The organism is Pseudomonas sp. NPDC088444, assembly GCF_044900175.1.
Lineage (GTDB): Bacteria > Pseudomonadota > Gammaproteobacteria > Pseudomonadales > Pseudomonadaceae > Aquipseudomonas.
The window spans coordinates 1-12,560 of the sequence record NZ_JBJDNK010000002.1 but is presented as its reverse complement, the minus strand read 5'-3'; the positions used below and the strand labels follow the sequence as shown (position 1 = coordinate 12,560).

Annotated in this window: 16 protein-coding genes and 2 pseudogenes; 9 read left to right on the top strand and 9 right to left on the bottom strand. The window is 59.4% G+C overall.

The window, feature by feature from the left end; all coding sequences use genetic code 11:
- Positions 1-15: 15 nt before the first annotated feature.
- The 6 genes and pseudogenes from ACI2KB_RS04370 to ACI2KB_RS04345 form a co-directional block, all read left to right on the top strand.
- Entirely contained in the window at positions 16-1,581 is a 1,566-nt protein-coding gene (locus tag ACI2KB_RS04370) for an ABC transporter substrate-binding protein (protein WP_404631788.1), read from the top strand.
- Positions 1,582-1,647: 66 nt separating this feature from the next.
- A complete protein-coding gene (locus tag ACI2KB_RS04365; protein WP_404631786.1) occupies positions 1,648-2,175 on the top strand; it encodes a CMD domain-containing protein in 528 nt (175 codons plus the stop codon).
- The gene (locus tag ACI2KB_RS04360; protein WP_404631784.1) at positions 2,175-2,768 is read left to right on the top strand and encodes a peroxidase-related enzyme; all 594 of its coding nucleotides are present in this window, start codon (positions 2,175-2,177) and stop codon (positions 2,766-2,768) included. Before ACI2KB_RS04365 ends, ACI2KB_RS04360 begins: the two co-directional genes overlap by 1 nt.
- Before the next feature lie 99 nt (positions 2,769-2,867).
- The gene (locus ACI2KB_RS04355; protein ID WP_404631782.1) at positions 2,868-3,161 is read left to right on the top strand and encodes a hypothetical protein; all 294 of its coding nucleotides are present in this window, start codon (positions 2,868-2,870) and stop codon (positions 3,159-3,161) included.
- 66 nt (positions 3,162-3,227) lie between these two features.
- Positions 3,228-3,497, top strand: coding sequence for a LysR family transcriptional regulator (locus ACI2KB_RS04350; RefSeq protein WP_404631780.1), 270 nt, complete (start codon positions 3,228-3,230; stop codon positions 3,495-3,497).
- A gap of 45 nt (positions 3,498-3,542) precedes the next feature.
- Positions 3,543-3,746, top strand: a pseudogene (locus tag ACI2KB_RS04345) (hypothetical protein); the annotation flags it as partial.
- A gap of 82 nt (positions 3,747-3,828) precedes the next feature.
- On the opposite strand, the gene ACI2KB_RS04340 reads toward ACI2KB_RS04345, so the two are convergent.
- Genes ACI2KB_RS04340 through ACI2KB_RS04300 form a run of 9 tightly spaced genes read right to left on the bottom strand, consistent with a single transcriptional unit; the run spans position 3,829 to position 10,802 of the window.
- Positions 3,829-3,981: a hypothetical protein gene (locus tag ACI2KB_RS04340; RefSeq protein ID WP_404631778.1), complete on the bottom strand. Its 153-nt coding sequence runs from the start codon at positions 3,979-3,981 to the stop codon at positions 3,829-3,831.
- The gene (locus tag ACI2KB_RS04335; RefSeq protein WP_404631776.1) at positions 3,981-4,451 is read right to left on the bottom strand and encodes an arsenate reductase ArsC; all 471 of its coding nucleotides are present in this window, start codon (positions 4,449-4,451) and stop codon (positions 3,981-3,983) included. Before ACI2KB_RS04335 ends, ACI2KB_RS04340 begins: the two co-directional genes overlap by 1 nt.
- Before the next feature lie 39 nt (positions 4,452-4,490).
- Positions 4,491-5,864, bottom strand: a complete 1,374-nt coding sequence (locus ACI2KB_RS04330; protein WP_404631774.1) for an ATP-binding protein — start codon at positions 5,862-5,864, stop codon at positions 4,491-4,493.
- Positions 5,861-6,523 (bottom strand): response regulator, encoded by a 663-nt coding sequence (locus ACI2KB_RS04325; RefSeq protein ID WP_404631772.1) that lies wholly within the window; start codon positions 6,521-6,523, stop codon positions 5,861-5,863. The genes ACI2KB_RS04330 and ACI2KB_RS04325 overlap by 4 nt, the downstream gene beginning before the upstream one ends.
- A gap of 10 nt (positions 6,524-6,533) precedes the next feature.
- A complete protein-coding gene (locus ACI2KB_RS04320; RefSeq protein ID WP_404631770.1) occupies positions 6,534-7,175 on the bottom strand; it encodes a tetratricopeptide repeat protein in 642 nt (213 codons plus the stop codon).
- Complete coding sequence (locus tag ACI2KB_RS04315) at positions 7,172-7,981, bottom strand: SDR family oxidoreductase (protein WP_404631768.1); 810 nt, start codon at positions 7,979-7,981, stop codon at positions 7,172-7,174. The genes ACI2KB_RS04320 and ACI2KB_RS04315 overlap by 4 nt, the downstream gene beginning before the upstream one ends.
- The gene (locus tag ACI2KB_RS04310; RefSeq protein WP_404631766.1) at positions 7,968-8,657 is read right to left on the bottom strand and encodes a TenA family transcriptional regulator; all 690 of its coding nucleotides are present in this window, start codon (positions 8,655-8,657) and stop codon (positions 7,968-7,970) included. The genes ACI2KB_RS04315 and ACI2KB_RS04310 overlap by 14 nt, the downstream gene beginning before the upstream one ends.
- A complete protein-coding gene (locus ACI2KB_RS04305; RefSeq protein ID WP_404631764.1) occupies positions 8,654-10,135 on the bottom strand; it encodes an AMP-binding protein in 1,482 nt (493 codons plus the stop codon). Before ACI2KB_RS04305 ends, ACI2KB_RS04310 begins: the two co-directional genes overlap by 4 nt.
- Entirely contained in the window at positions 10,125-10,802 is a 678-nt protein-coding gene (locus ACI2KB_RS04300; protein ID WP_404631762.1) for a thermostable hemolysin, read from the bottom strand. Before ACI2KB_RS04300 ends, ACI2KB_RS04305 begins: the two co-directional genes overlap by 11 nt.
- 177 nt (positions 10,803-10,979) lie before the next feature.
- Here ACI2KB_RS04300 and ACI2KB_RS04295 point away from each other — a divergent pair.
- The 3 genes and pseudogenes from ACI2KB_RS04295 to ACI2KB_RS04285 all read left to right on the top strand — a co-directional run.
- Positions 10,980-11,201: pseudogene (locus tag ACI2KB_RS04295) on the top strand (cytochrome B); the annotation flags it as partial.
- A 147-nt stretch (positions 11,202-11,348) separates the two neighbouring features.
- A complete protein-coding gene (locus tag ACI2KB_RS04290; RefSeq protein ID WP_404632750.1) occupies positions 11,349-12,011 on the top strand; it encodes a carbonic anhydrase in 663 nt (220 codons plus the stop codon).
- 102 nt (positions 12,012-12,113) lie between these two features.
- Positions 12,114-12,353 (top strand): DUF2790 domain-containing protein, encoded by a 240-nt coding sequence (locus tag ACI2KB_RS04285; protein ID WP_404631760.1) that lies wholly within the window; start codon positions 12,114-12,116, stop codon positions 12,351-12,353.
- The last annotated feature ends 207 nt before the right edge of the window (positions 12,354-12,560 follow it).

The window sequence follows — 12,560 nt, the reverse complement described above, 5'->3', positions numbered from 1 at the left end:
TACAAGGATTTCTTCATGCAACCACGTGTTCGTACACTGATCGCCTCGGCGCTGATCCTGGCGGCTGGCAGCGTTTCGGCGCAGTCGCTGCGCATCGGTTACGCCGATCCGGTGTCGTCTCTCGACCCGCAACTCAATAACTATGCCGGTGACCGTTCGGTGGCGCTGCACGCCTTCGAATCGCTGGTCAACCGTCACGACGACAAGACCCTGCCGGGCCTGGCGAAAAGCTGGAAAGTGCTGGATGACACCACTTGGCAGTTCGACCTGCGCGATGATGTGAAATGGCAGGACGGCACGCCGCTGACCGCCGATGACTTCGTGTTCTCCTTCGAACGGGCGCGCAACGTGCCGGGCAGCGTGGCGTCTTACGCCGGTGCCACGCGCACGGTGGAGTCGGTGAAGGCCAAAGATGATCACACCCTGATCATCAAAACCAAAACGCCGAACGCCAACCTGCTGCCTGACGTGGATTCGATCTACATCGTCAGCCGTCATGCCGGTGCCAGTGCCAGTAGTGCCGACTACAACTCGGGCAAGGCACTGATCGGCACCGGGCCGTATCGTTTCGTGTCCTACGTGCCGGGTGACCGCACGATCTTCGAACGCAACGACAGCTACTGGGGCGCCAGACCGACCTGGGACAAAGTGGATTTCCGCTTCATCGCCAACGCCGCCAACCGCACGGCGGCACTGCTGGCGGGCGATGTGGACGTGATCGACAAGGTCTCGCCCACCGATGTCGAACGCTTGCGCAAGACGGCAGGTGTCAACGTGTTCGCCTATCAGGGTTTGCGCGCGCTGATCATCCAGCCAAGTTTCCGCGAAGGCCCGAACGAATACATTCGCGACAATGCGGGCAAGCCACTGGTCGAAAACCCGCTGCGTGACGTGCGTGTGCGCAAGGCGCTGTCGCTGGCGATCAACCGTCAGGCCATCGACGAGCGCATCATGCAAGGCACCGTGACCGAGGCCAATCAGTGGATGCCCGCCAACACCTTCGGCTACAACCCGGACGTGAAGAACATTCCATACGACCCGAAACAGGCCAAGGAGCTGTTGGCGCAAGCGGGTTTTCCCGAGGGCTTTCAGCTGACCGCTCACGTGCCGGGCGACCGCTACCCGCAGGCACCCGAGGCAATGCAGGCGGTGGCGCAGTTCTGGTCGCGGATCGGCGTCAAGGTCCAGCTGGAAGTGCTGCCGTGGGCCGTGTACGCCGGTAAAGCCAATAAGAACGAACTGGCAATCAGCGTGATCGCCTGGGGCAACGGCACCGGCGAAGCGGCGTACGCACTGACCAACATCCTGACCACGGTCGACAGCAGTAAAGGGCAGGGTGCTTCCAATTGGGGTCACTACAGTAACCCGCTGGTGGACAAGGCTCTGATCGACTCCACCGCTGAATTCGACGACGCCAAGCGCCGCAAGATCCTTCAGGACTCGGTGAAAGTCGTCAGCGATGACGTCGGCATCATCCCGTTGTTCCACTACCAGAACATCTGGGCGGCGCGCAAAGGGCTGAAGGTCGAGCCGCTGGTCAGTGACCGAACGGCCGCCCTTATGGTCACCGAACAACCGTGAACCCGCGGTCATCCCGCATGGGCCACAGCCGATGCGGGATGGCTTCCATAGACTTCAGGAATTGCCATGTCCTCGACTTCTCCGATCGCTGTCACTGCCGATGTGCTCGACAGCCTGCTTGATATCCAGCCTGGCTCTGCGCTACACGGCGTGCGCCATGCCCGTGACAAAGTCGCCCTGGCGACTCAGAGCAGCCATAACCTGTTCTTCGCCCAGGATTTGGGGATTGACCTGTCACTGACCGAACGCCTGTGGGTGGCATACTTCGCTGCCCGTCTGACGCCGCAAGCCACGCTTTGCGCGTATTACCTGAAGGCTCTGCAAGCGCAGGGTATCGACTCCGATGGGCTGGCGTTGATCGATGCCGGAAAGCTGGATGAACTCAACGATGGCCGTCTGGCGGCGATCCTGCGCTTCACCAGGACGCTGATCGAGTCTCCGGTCCATGGTGATCGGGCTGCGTTGCAGGCCTTGCAGCAACAGGGGCTTAGTACCGGGGAAATTGTGGTGCTGGCGCAACTGATCGCCTTTCTTTCCTATCAGGTTCGACTGGCCGCCGGCCTTTCAGCCTTGTCGGCCACAGGAGCCGCGTGATGAGCGAAACCATTCGCAGCAACGGATTCACCAACGAGGTGCTGGGCTGGAAAGCCTGGTTGCCGACGCTTGACCTTGAAACCGCAACCCCTGAGCAGATCGCGGTGCTCGAAGAGAGTCATCCGCAAGCCAAGACCTCTGACTACTACCTGACCCTGGGACATCACCCGGACATCCTGCGTCAGCGTTCCCAGGCCTTCAACGCCATCATGTATGCACCCGGCGGGCTTCCGCGCAGCGAGCGCGAACTGGCGAGCACGGTGGTGTCGCGGATCAATAAGTGCGTGTACTGCGCCTCGGTCCACGCCCAGCGCTTCGAACAGTTGGCCAAACGCAACGATGTCATCCGGGAGATTTTTGCCGATCCGGCGACAGCCGGGACCAGCGAACGGGAAAAGGCCATCGTGCAATTCTCCATCGAGCTGACGCTGGCCCCCGCAGAAATCGGTACCCGTCACATACAGGCGCTCCGCGAGCACGGGCTGAATGACGGACAGATCCTCGATCTGATTCACGCGATTTCCATTTTTGCCTGGGCCAATCGGCTGATGCTCAACCTGGGCGAGCCGGTATTTGCGTTCGAACGGGAGTGAATGGAAGTGCGAGCGCTGATTGACCGGTGCCTGCCGTCGGCGCTAGCGCGTTATCCAATCAAAGGTGACACCTGACTTACCTACAGGACGTTTTTCAGAATGGATAGCCTCGTTCCTCTGAGCTTCGAACCCATCGACCTCGACGCCCACGCCAAGGTCTGCGTTCGTTTCGCCCTTGATCTGCACATTCTCGGTTTTGGCTCGACCGAGGGCTTCCATGAGGCGGATGGCAAAGGGTCTGAGCGTCATATCGCTCATCCATGCACGCGGGCAGCATCGTGGCCGGGCTGTCTGGTACATGTCTGGCAGGGCGGCAGGATCAACGCTGACCCCGTCCCGCCAGAATGGCGTCCGCCGCTTCGACAAAACCCCTGCCGCCTGGGCCTGCGCTGATCCAGGCAGGCGATGTGGATAACTGATCGATGCATTCAGCGACGGTGCTGACACCGAGTCAGTGGAATGGGAGTGCTGTCTGCAGTGGTCGACAGTGGAAGTTTCGTCAATGCGGCGCGTGCGCTGGACATGACCCAGTCAGGCGTCAGCAGAGCAGTCGACCGGCTTGAGGCAAGGCTCGGTATCCGCCTATTTGACAGAACGACCCGGTCAGTCACGCTCACGGCTGAAGGTCGCCAACTCTACGAAGAGATAGCGCCATTGCTTGCCGCACTTGAAGGGGCGGCGACGATGGCATCGGGCAGTGCTACTGCAGTGCGGGGCGACTCAGGGTGAATGTTGATCCGTATTTCTCCAGAGTGATCCTGGCCGGCTCTTGGGAGCTTCATGGAAACCTACCCTGAAATCGAGCTGGATCTCGTCACTCGGGAACAATTGGGCGACTTGGTGGCAGAGGGAGTCGATCTGGCTGTGCGGTTCGGCGAGCAAAGAGGGGCAGGGCGTCGCTCAGGTGTTGGAACTCGGCGTAGAGGCTGCGCTGCGAGAAGGACGCCTCATCGAACTTTTCGCCGATTGGCCAGATGAATATTTCCCGCTATACGCGCTCTATCCTTCGCGGCACCTGCCCCGGCAAAAGTACGTGCATTCCTGGAGTTCGTTGTCGGCATCAGCCAATAACAAAAGTCTCGAGCAAACTCGTATAGGGCTTGATTCGGCCTGTTATGTCGGCCAGGCCCAGCTTATCGGCGGTGGGGAGATCCATCAGCGACAGATCAAGGGCTGGAAAGGTCTCGGCGGAGTCCCTATCAAATTCGCTCATCACAGTGCTCCGATCCGATCCAGGGCCTGTTTCAGATCCGCACCTTGAAGCGTTTTCAGATCCAGGGTGAAGAACGCGGAGAATCGCCTCTTGATGTGTTCAACCGTCGCGTCGAATGCGGCCTGACTATCTTCATCAGTGCCGTTTACCTCGGACGGGTCGGACAGCCCCCAATGACTTTTGATTGCTGGGCCGAAATACACCGGACAAGGCTCGCCGGCGGCCTTGTCGCACACAGTGATGACGACATCAGGTGGTGTGTCTGCGAAGGCTTGCGAGCCTTTGCTGTACAGGTCGGACGTGTCGATTCCCAATCCTTGCAGAGTGCTCACCGCACGCGGATTGAGCGTGCCGCTGGGGAAGCTGCCCGAACTGATGGCTGTGAATCCGTCCGGGGCTAGATGATTGAATAGCCCCTCGGACAAGACGCTACGGCAGCTATTGGCCGTACACATGAACAGGATTTTCATAAACTGACTCCTACGTGCTGATGCTCAACCCCACCCACACTATTGCGCCACGACGGAAACTGCGAGGATGGCAACCAATCCTGTAGGCACTCTGTTTTCCAGTCGAACTGCACCGCTGAGGCGTACTGCGACGGTCTTCACGATGGCAAGACCGAGCCCGACCCCGTGGTCGTTACCTTTGCTGTAGAAGCGCTCGAAAAGCCGTTCACGATCAGACTCACTGATGCCGGGCCCTTGATCCTCGACGCTCAATTCAAAACCGTCGTTTTTAACAGCCAGGATGACGTTGATTTGGCCGTTTGCTGGCGAGAAATTCACCGCATTCGTAATCAGGTTCTGTAGCGCGATATCGATCGCCGCGAAGTCAGTGTCCAGCAGATGCGTCTGCTCGTTGCACTCGAAAGACAGTTCCACACCTCGGCTCAAGACCCAGGGTGTCAACTGCGCAAGGCTTTCGCGTACGGAAGCCACAAGATCTCCAAGCTGCGTCTTGATCGGGCTAGTACCGGGTTCGAGCCGGGCAATCGTCAGCAGTTGATTGACTAATCTTGTCGTTCGATCAACGCCCACGACGAGGTAGTTCAGTGACTCCCGTCGTTGCGCGTCGTTTTGTGCCTCTAGAACGTTTTGAGCATGTACTCGAAGCACCGCAAGTGGCGTGCGCATCTCGTGGGCTGCATCGGCGATGAAACGCCGTTCGCGGCTCAGCACTTCCTGAATCTGCCCCAGCAGCCGGTTCAGGGCTGCTTGCATCGGTTCGAGTTCGCTGGGCAATGGCGCCAGTTGCAAGGGCTCAAGTGAGCCTGGATGGCGCCCCCGCAACGTGGCGGCCAGATCCGCCAACGGCTTTAAACCCCACCCAATGGCCAGCCAGATGGCGGCCATCAACAACAGGCTTCCGATAAGATTGGGAAGTACGGTATGGCGCACGATGCGATTGACCAGATCGGAGCGCACATCATCGCGCTCGCCCACCCAGATCAGCAGGTTATGCGTCTCGTCCTTGAGCACAAAGGTGCGCCACTGATGTTTTCCCAGATCATTGATATCGCTGAACCCGGTATAGGTCGGCGCACGCGTCAGGGTTGGCGCGCTGGGGGTGTGCACCAGCAGGTTGCCGTGTAGATCCCACACCTGAAAGGCGATCTTGCTTTCGTATGGATGGCCATCGACCTTGGGGTCTGCCTGGCTCAAGGCCTGGTTGAACGCCTGATACAGCTGGGCGTGCTCCTGACGCGCCAGTGGCATGCGCATCACCCCTTGCAGTAACCGGGCGTTGGTGGCGAGTTGCGCGTCGTAGACCTCGGCGATCTCGTGGTTGCTGTCATGGACATTGGTCAGCGTCAGGATCGTCAGCCCGATGAGTACCAGGCCAATGATGAGCGTCAGGGTGCGACGACGTATCGAGGTCAAAGGCGATCCTCCACCAAATAGCCGACGCCTCTGACGGTGCGAATCAGTTCACTGGAAAACTTCTTGCGCAGGTGATGAATGTGCACCTCCAGGGTGTTGCTGTCCGCTTCTTCGTTCCAACCGTAAAGCAACTGTGTCAGGCGCTCGCGAGTCATTACACGGCCGGGAGGGGACAGCAGCTCATGCAGTAGCTGGTATTCCTTAGGGGTGAGAGAAACGGGCGCTGCGTGATAGCTCACTTGCTGCGTCGCAGGGTCGAGCCGGATGCCGGCATGCTCGATCGCCACCTGTGCGCGCCCGGCGCTGCGTCGCAGCAGAGCGCGCAGCCGCGCCTTGAGTTCACTGAGGTCGAAGGGCTTGATCAAGTAATCGTCAGCACCCGCATCGAGGCCGGCGATGCGATCCTCGGTGGCATCCCGCGCGGTGAGAATCAACACAGGCAGAGCAGTACCGCTCTCTCGCAGACGCCGTAGCACCGACAGCCCATCAAGCCTGGGCAGGCCCAAGTCAAGTATCGCCAGATCGAACCCTTCGCTGAGCAGCGCATGCAGCGCACTGCTGCCGTCTTTCACCCAATCGACGGTGTAACCCTCTCGACTCAACGCCTGATATATCCCTTCACCCAGCGCAACATCATCTTCGATCAACAGCAGACGCATGCAAGCTCCGTCATTTCAGTTTCTTGTTCACGTCGACCAGCAGCAGCTGGATATCCTTGCGTCGGCCACTGTCGGCCAACTCCCGACCCGGGCGGGGGGGCGCTTGCAGGGCTTTCTCCAACGCCTTCTTCGCTTGAGCATAGTGCCCCTGGCGGAAAAGATGATCGCCCCAGAAGTACAGCGGGTCGATACCGTCGGGATTGATTTTCAACGCCTGCTCCAACAGGTCTTGAGCCTTGTCCGCGTCGCCAAATCCGATGGGCCAGCCGGGCACTCGATCATACAAGGCCGCTAGGCTCGCATACGCGGAGCCTTGCAGCGCCGACGGATCCAGCGACAACGCCTTTTCCAGATCAGCCTTGGCCTGCTTGACCTTGCTCAACGCGCCGAGCCCAGCTTGGGCACCGGCCCAACTACTGGTGACGATACCTGACCAGATCCAGGCCTCGGCAGCCATGGGGCGCTCCTGCTTGAACCGTGCTGACTGGGAGGCCAGCTTTTCGAACGCGGCGACACGCTGGTCTTCAGGCAACTGGTACTGGATGTGTGCCCATTCCTGTTGAATGGACGCCAGGCGCTGTTGGTCCGGCGCATCTAGCGCCCAAGCAGGCACGATGAACAACGAGAGCAGGGTGATGATCAGGGCTTTCATCGTTTGGGTTTCTCTTCAAAAGGCGTGCTGCTCAGCCGACGAATCAGCGGCAGGTGCTTGCGCAGGGAGCGGTCAACCAAGGCGGGAAGCAGACCATTGAGACGCACGAAAAAACGTTCCGGCCAGCCCAGGTAGAGTTCGCGTAGATTGCCAGCGATCGCGCTGACAACGGCGGCAGCAACGGTCTGAGGGTCGTCCTCATGGCTTTTTAGGGCCGTATTCAAGGCGCGCGCCGCTGGGCCGTTCATCGAGGTGCGGGTCGCACGCGGGGCGACGTACAGCACACCGACTCGCGTATCCGCCAACTCTCGACGCAAGGCTTCGGAGAATCCACGCAGGGCAAACTTACTGGCGCAGTAAGTGGCGTAGCCGGCGTAACCGATCGAACCAAAGGTCGAGCCGACGTTGACGATCATGGCGCGTTCGACACGGCGTAACAGCGGCAGCATCAGGCCGGTAAGCAGGATCGGCGCATGCACATTGATGTTGAGCATCGCGTCGATCTCTCTGGCAGGGAGTTGCTCCAGCATCGCGAAGTGATTGACCCCCGCTGCATTGATCAGCAGGTTGATGCCCTCCATAGCCTGAGCTGTCATCAGGGCATGCTGACGACCGTCATGAGTCGTCAGGTCGGCTTTGACCCAGTGCAACAAGTGCGGGTACTGCTTCTGCAACGGTAGCAAGGGCTCCTGATGCCTGGACACCGCCAGCACCTCGGCGCCGTGGCTGCACAAGGCTTCGGCAATGGCGAGGCCGATTCCGCCGCTGGCTCCGGTCAATACGACACGGGCTTCAGACAGACGCATGAATAGATTCCCTCTCAGGTTCGACGAGCACGGCAGGGAGTTGCCGGAACATGTCGGTGTACAGCGCGTACACCATCTTCGACGCTTTGATCACCGCTGCCTGATCTTGCGGATCGTTCAGACGATCCATCAATTTGCGGTAGGTTTCCATGTGCTCGACGTCAAGGCTGCCGTGGGAACTGAGGTAACTGAAAGCAGTGGCAGGCAAGCCAAGCCGTTGTTGGATGCTACCCGCCGCATGAGTCGCCAAGGCGATGCTGGTGCCTTCCAGGACATTCACCATGCCGAACAGACCCACGGGATTGCCCCGGGCAATCAAGTCATAGAGGTAGGCGACCATCAACTCGATGGGCTGGCCCGGCGTGCCGTTGCGTACCGCGTCAGCGTCAGCACCGCAGGCGCGCAGGTCGTTGAGAATCCATTGCTCGTGACCGTACTCATCTTCGATGTATTCGCACACAGCACCGCGTAGCCATTCCAGCCGCGAGGGCAGGCGAGCGCCGCAGGCCATCATCAAGGGCACGGTATGGCGTACGTGGTAATAGGCCTGTGTCAGGAAGGCGGTATAGCTCTCCAGCGTCACTTGCCCAAACAGCGCATGATGAATCACCGGCAGATTGAACAGTGCCTCGCGTTCAGTGCACGTGGCGGCTTGTAGCGTCTCGAAAAAACTCATGATGAATGATCCTCGGCTCGTGCGGGCTCGGTAAAAAGATGGTGGTAGTGCGCCAGAATGGCTTCCCGCTTGGGACGACCATTGGCGGTCGCCATGTCATTACCTGGGCTGAACGGCTGCCCTAGCCGTGTCCAGCCATGGACGCGTGCATAGTCGGGTAGCCCTTCATTGGCCATGGCGACGGTTTCGGCGATTTGCAGGTCAGTGGTTTCAGGACGCAGCGGCCAGATCAGCGCATGGTTGTGGGTCATCGCTTCTCCGTATACGAACGCCTGACCAATATGGCCGCGCTGGGTCAGCTCGGCCTCTACCCATTCAGGGCTGACGTTTCGGCCGAAGCTGGTGACGAACTGAGCCTTCTTGCGGCCGTGAAGATGGAGGAACCCATCGGCGTCCCATTCCCCCAAATCACCGCTTGGCCACCACTGAGGAACGGGCTGCGTATCGCCGAGGTATCCCAGCATGCCGGAGCATGCAATCAAGACTTCGCCGTCTTCAGCCAGACGCAACCGGACATGTGGCAATGGCTTGCCGACACTGCCCGGACGATGTGCCCCAGGGCGATTGAGTGCGACAACCGACGCGCATTCGGAGAGCCCGTAGCCCTCGTAAACGGGAATGCCTGCGGAGGCGGCACGCATCAGCAGCTCATGGCTGACCTTTGCGCCTCCTACTGCAACGAAGCGCAACTCGCCGCCGTCGAACGCGCCGATCTCACAGGCCTTGACCAACAGCAGGAGGAGTTGCGGCACGAGAATCATGCTCTCAGGATGGCGGAGCTTCAGGCTAGATAGAAGCTTCGGCAGATCCACGCCACTGGCGCCGTGAATGCCCAGCGTCCGCTGGCTGGGCAAACTGATCAAGGCACCGGCGTAGAGCGCAGCGTAGCAGCCGATGTTTTCCAGCAGAATGGCCAACGGTAATAGTGAGATATGGTGACGAGGTTCCTGCGATTCACTGGCCAGTTGCAGTTCTCGCGCGACGGACAGCACGCTGTCGGCGCTCAGGCACACGCCTTTTGGTGTGCCGGTGGTACCGGAGGTGAAAGTCAGCTTCGCCGTGCCCGGCGGGAGCGGCGAGGGCTCAGCCGCAGGCCTGACCCAGAAACCATCACGGCATTGAAAACCCGCTTGCGCCATTTCTGCCCCATGGTCGGCGCCGCCGATGACCACGTCGGCCTGACTCTGTGCAAGGCAATGAAGGCGCTGAGCGGCGGTGAAGAAGGGCGGTAGAGCAAGGCAGGCCAGCTCCTCAAACAGAATCGCCAGATCCCAGATCATCATGTCAGGCCCGTTTTCCAGCGAGACTGCGACCACCTTGGCATCCAGGTCGCGCAGTCTCTGCTGGCGCATCCGAATCTCGGCATCCAGTTCGGCGTAGTCGAGCTTGAGGTCATCGCCCCAAAGGGCATAGGCGTTTGGCTGATGGGTCGCCAGCTCTGCGATCCGCTGACGGAAAGCGCTGAGTTCAGGCGACATGGCAACTGCGCTCCAAGGTCAGTGGCAGGCCAAACCGCTCGAACACACCGCTGTGGCTCAAATGCAAGAAGCCGGAACGTATGTCCCCCACATGCACGCTGGGCTGGGTGTCGTAGTAATTGCCCCAGGCATGGCGATCATCCCCCAGCCGCATCGGGTCGGCAGCGCACAACATGACAGGGCGCAGACCCAAGCGATTGAATCTGTTGACCAGCCCGGCATTACCTGTAAACGCTACCCATTCCAGGCCGCCCATCGCGAGTAACCAGGTGACGGTGATGATGCTGAGCCTGGCACTGCCCAGGTTGCTTGCGGCCAGGTTGCCGACCTCGACGATACCCTGGCGATCGACTGGCCGTGCCGCCTGCGCCTCGATGGCTCGCTCGATCGGCTCGTCCAGATATTGTTCCAGGAACAAAGAGCCTGAGGTCGCCGTGCGTACCCCTGCGACTGCACACAGGCTACCTGCGCCATCGTTCAGGCCGAACAGCTCAGGCATGAACTGACGGATCTCTGCGTCGTGGGCTTTTCGAAAGCGCTGCTGGATAAAGGCTTCGAAACTTTCGCGCCGCGGCTCTTGTGCCAAGGCACGGTGGAGTGAGAGAGCGGGGGCTTCAGCGGTGCCGAAGCTCAATGGTAGACAAATGTTCCAGTCCAGACCCTGCATGGGCGAGGCTCCTCCCCAGTGGTGAATGGTGGGGAGTATCGGTGCCGATTCTTAACGAAGTCTGAAGGTGAGAAAAAAGGGAGCAGGCCGCATTCTTCAGATTGCGTTAAGACAACTGCCGCACAGTCCGATCGCCGCTACGGCCTGTTCATCCTCTTCTTGAAAGCGAGCCCCGACATGACGTCATCAACACCGCGTTACGCCAACCTCTCCATGTATCTGCATTGGCTGATGCTTGCGCTGTTCGTCGGCGTCTATGCCTGCATCGAACTCAAAGGCCTGTCTCCACGTGGGAGCACGTTGCGCTCTGCACTCCTGGGGTTGCACGGCCTGTTTGGCCTATCAATCTTTGCGCTGGTCTGGATTCGCTTGCTCGGGCGCTTGGTATATAAGGCACCCGCGATCCGCACTGACTCTCAAAGCGCCTGTCGATGCGCCCTCAAGCTATAGGTACTGCTTATAGAAAGTATTGCATCTCGGTCTTGGACGTTATAGCTGGCGAAGCTCAATATGGCTCCAACAGCAAACGACACCGAGACCGACACCATGAAAGCATTGATCGAAGGCATCCTGAAGTTTCAGAAAGAAGCGTTTCCACAACGCACTGATCTGTTCAAACACCTGTCCACCACGCAAAACCCCGGGACGTTGTTCATCACTTGCTCGGACAGCCGGGTCATCCCCGAAATGCTGACTCAGCAGGAGCCCGGTGAACTGTTCGTAATTCGCAACGCAGGCAACATCGTTCCCAGCTACGGCCCTGAGCCAGGCGGTGTTTCGGCAACGGTGGAGTACGCAGTGGCGGTACTCGGTGTGACAGACATCGTGATTTGCGGCCATTCCGACTGCGGCGCCATGACTGCAATCTCCCAGTGCAAATGCCTGGATCATCTGCCGGCGGTTGCCAGCTGGTTGCGTCACGCTGACTCAGCCAAGGTCATCAACCAGGGGCGTACACACCTGACGCCGGCTCATAAACTGAGCTCGATGGTCCGCGAAAACGTCGCCGCGCAACTGAGCAACCTGCTGACTCATCCAAGCGTCCGCCTGGCTCGTCAGCAAGGCCAACTGAATCTGCACGGCTGGGTTTACGACATCGAAAGCGGCACCGTTGAAGCGCTCGATGGCCGCACCAATGAGTTTGTTTCGCTCAGCGCGCACCCAGAAGCTTGTGCCTACGGTTCAGATCCGCAGGCGGCCGTAGCCTGACACTCACCAACCTTTGACAACGATGCTTGTGCGCATGGATGGCCATGCGCCGGCGTCCTGCACCTGAAATTTGCCATTTACCCCATTAAAGAGGACTTCCCCATGTACAAGACTTTCCTAATCGCCGCCCTGACCTTTACCAGTTTCGCAGCCCACGCCGCAGACCAGACCCCGGTTGAGCACTATCAATACGGCACCGAACTGGACATCGCCAAGGTCATCAATCAGACCGCGCCAGATGAGTTCAAGGATGTCTCGACTGTCCAGATGACCTACGAGGATTCGAAGGGCGTCATCCACGTGATGGAATACGAAGTCGTCGGCACTGGCCATACCGGTTGAGTGCTACAGCTTCACCGGCGATGCGACGGCTGTCGCCAAAAATCGATTCCAACTAAATGAAACGAAACTGAATAAACCTATCGGAGTGACCGACATGACCCAGTCCAATGCTTACCAGGATCCAACGCTGGCCCTGACCGCCAAACTGCTCGACAGCAAATCCCGTAAAGGTTTCACGTTTGAACAACTGGCCGAAGGCACCGGCCT

What these genes read in the sequence shown, in the direction of transcription:
- ACI2KB_RS04370 (WP_404631788.1), top strand. Translation starts at nt 16, where the DNA reads ATGCAACCACGTGTTCGTACACTGATCGCCTCGGCGCTGATCCTGGCG.
- ACI2KB_RS04365 (WP_404631786.1), top strand. Translation starts at nt 1,648, where the DNA reads ATGTCCTCGACTTCTCCGATCGCTGTCACTGCCGATGTGCTCGACAGC.
- ACI2KB_RS04360 (WP_404631784.1), top strand. Translation starts at nt 2,175, where the DNA reads ATGAGCGAAACCATTCGCAGCAACGGATTCACCAACGAGGTGCTGGGC.
- ACI2KB_RS04355 (WP_404631782.1), top strand. Translation starts at nt 2,868, where the DNA reads ATGGATAGCCTCGTTCCTCTGAGCTTCGAACCCATCGACCTCGACGCC.
- ACI2KB_RS04350 (WP_404631780.1), top strand. Translation starts at nt 3,228, where the DNA reads ATGGGAGTGCTGTCTGCAGTGGTCGACAGTGGAAGTTTCGTCAATGCG.
- ACI2KB_RS04340 (WP_404631778.1), bottom strand. Translation starts at nt 3,981, where the DNA reads ATGAGCGAATTTGATAGGGACTCCGCCGAGACCTTTCCAGCCCTTGAT.
- ACI2KB_RS04335 (WP_404631776.1), bottom strand. Translation starts at nt 4,451, where the DNA reads ATGAAAATCCTGTTCATGTGTACGGCCAATAGCTGCCGTAGCGTCTTG.
- ACI2KB_RS04325 (WP_404631772.1), bottom strand. Translation starts at nt 6,523, where the DNA reads ATGCGTCTGCTGTTGATCGAAGATGATGTTGCGCTGGGTGAAGGGATA.
- ACI2KB_RS04320 (WP_404631770.1), bottom strand. Translation starts at nt 7,175, where the DNA reads ATGAAAGCCCTGATCATCACCCTGCTCTCGTTGTTCATCGTGCCTGCT.
- ACI2KB_RS04315 (WP_404631768.1), bottom strand. Translation starts at nt 7,981, where the DNA reads ATGCGTCTGTCTGAAGCCCGTGTCGTATTGACCGGAGCCAGCGGCGGA.
- ACI2KB_RS04310 (WP_404631766.1), bottom strand. Translation starts at nt 8,657, where the DNA reads ATGAGTTTTTTCGAGACGCTACAAGCCGCCACGTGCACTGAACGCGAG.
- ACI2KB_RS04305 (WP_404631764.1), bottom strand. Translation starts at nt 10,135, where the DNA reads ATGTCGCCTGAACTCAGCGCTTTCCGTCAGCGGATCGCAGAGCTGGCG.
- ACI2KB_RS04300 (WP_404631762.1), bottom strand. Translation starts at nt 10,802, where the DNA reads ATGCAGGGTCTGGACTGGAACATTTGTCTACCATTGAGCTTCGGCACC.
- ACI2KB_RS04290 (WP_404632750.1), top strand. Translation starts at nt 11,349, where the DNA reads ATGAAAGCATTGATCGAAGGCATCCTGAAGTTTCAGAAAGAAGCGTTT.
- ACI2KB_RS04285 (WP_404631760.1), top strand. Translation starts at nt 12,114, where the DNA reads ATGTACAAGACTTTCCTAATCGCCGCCCTGACCTTTACCAGTTTCGCA.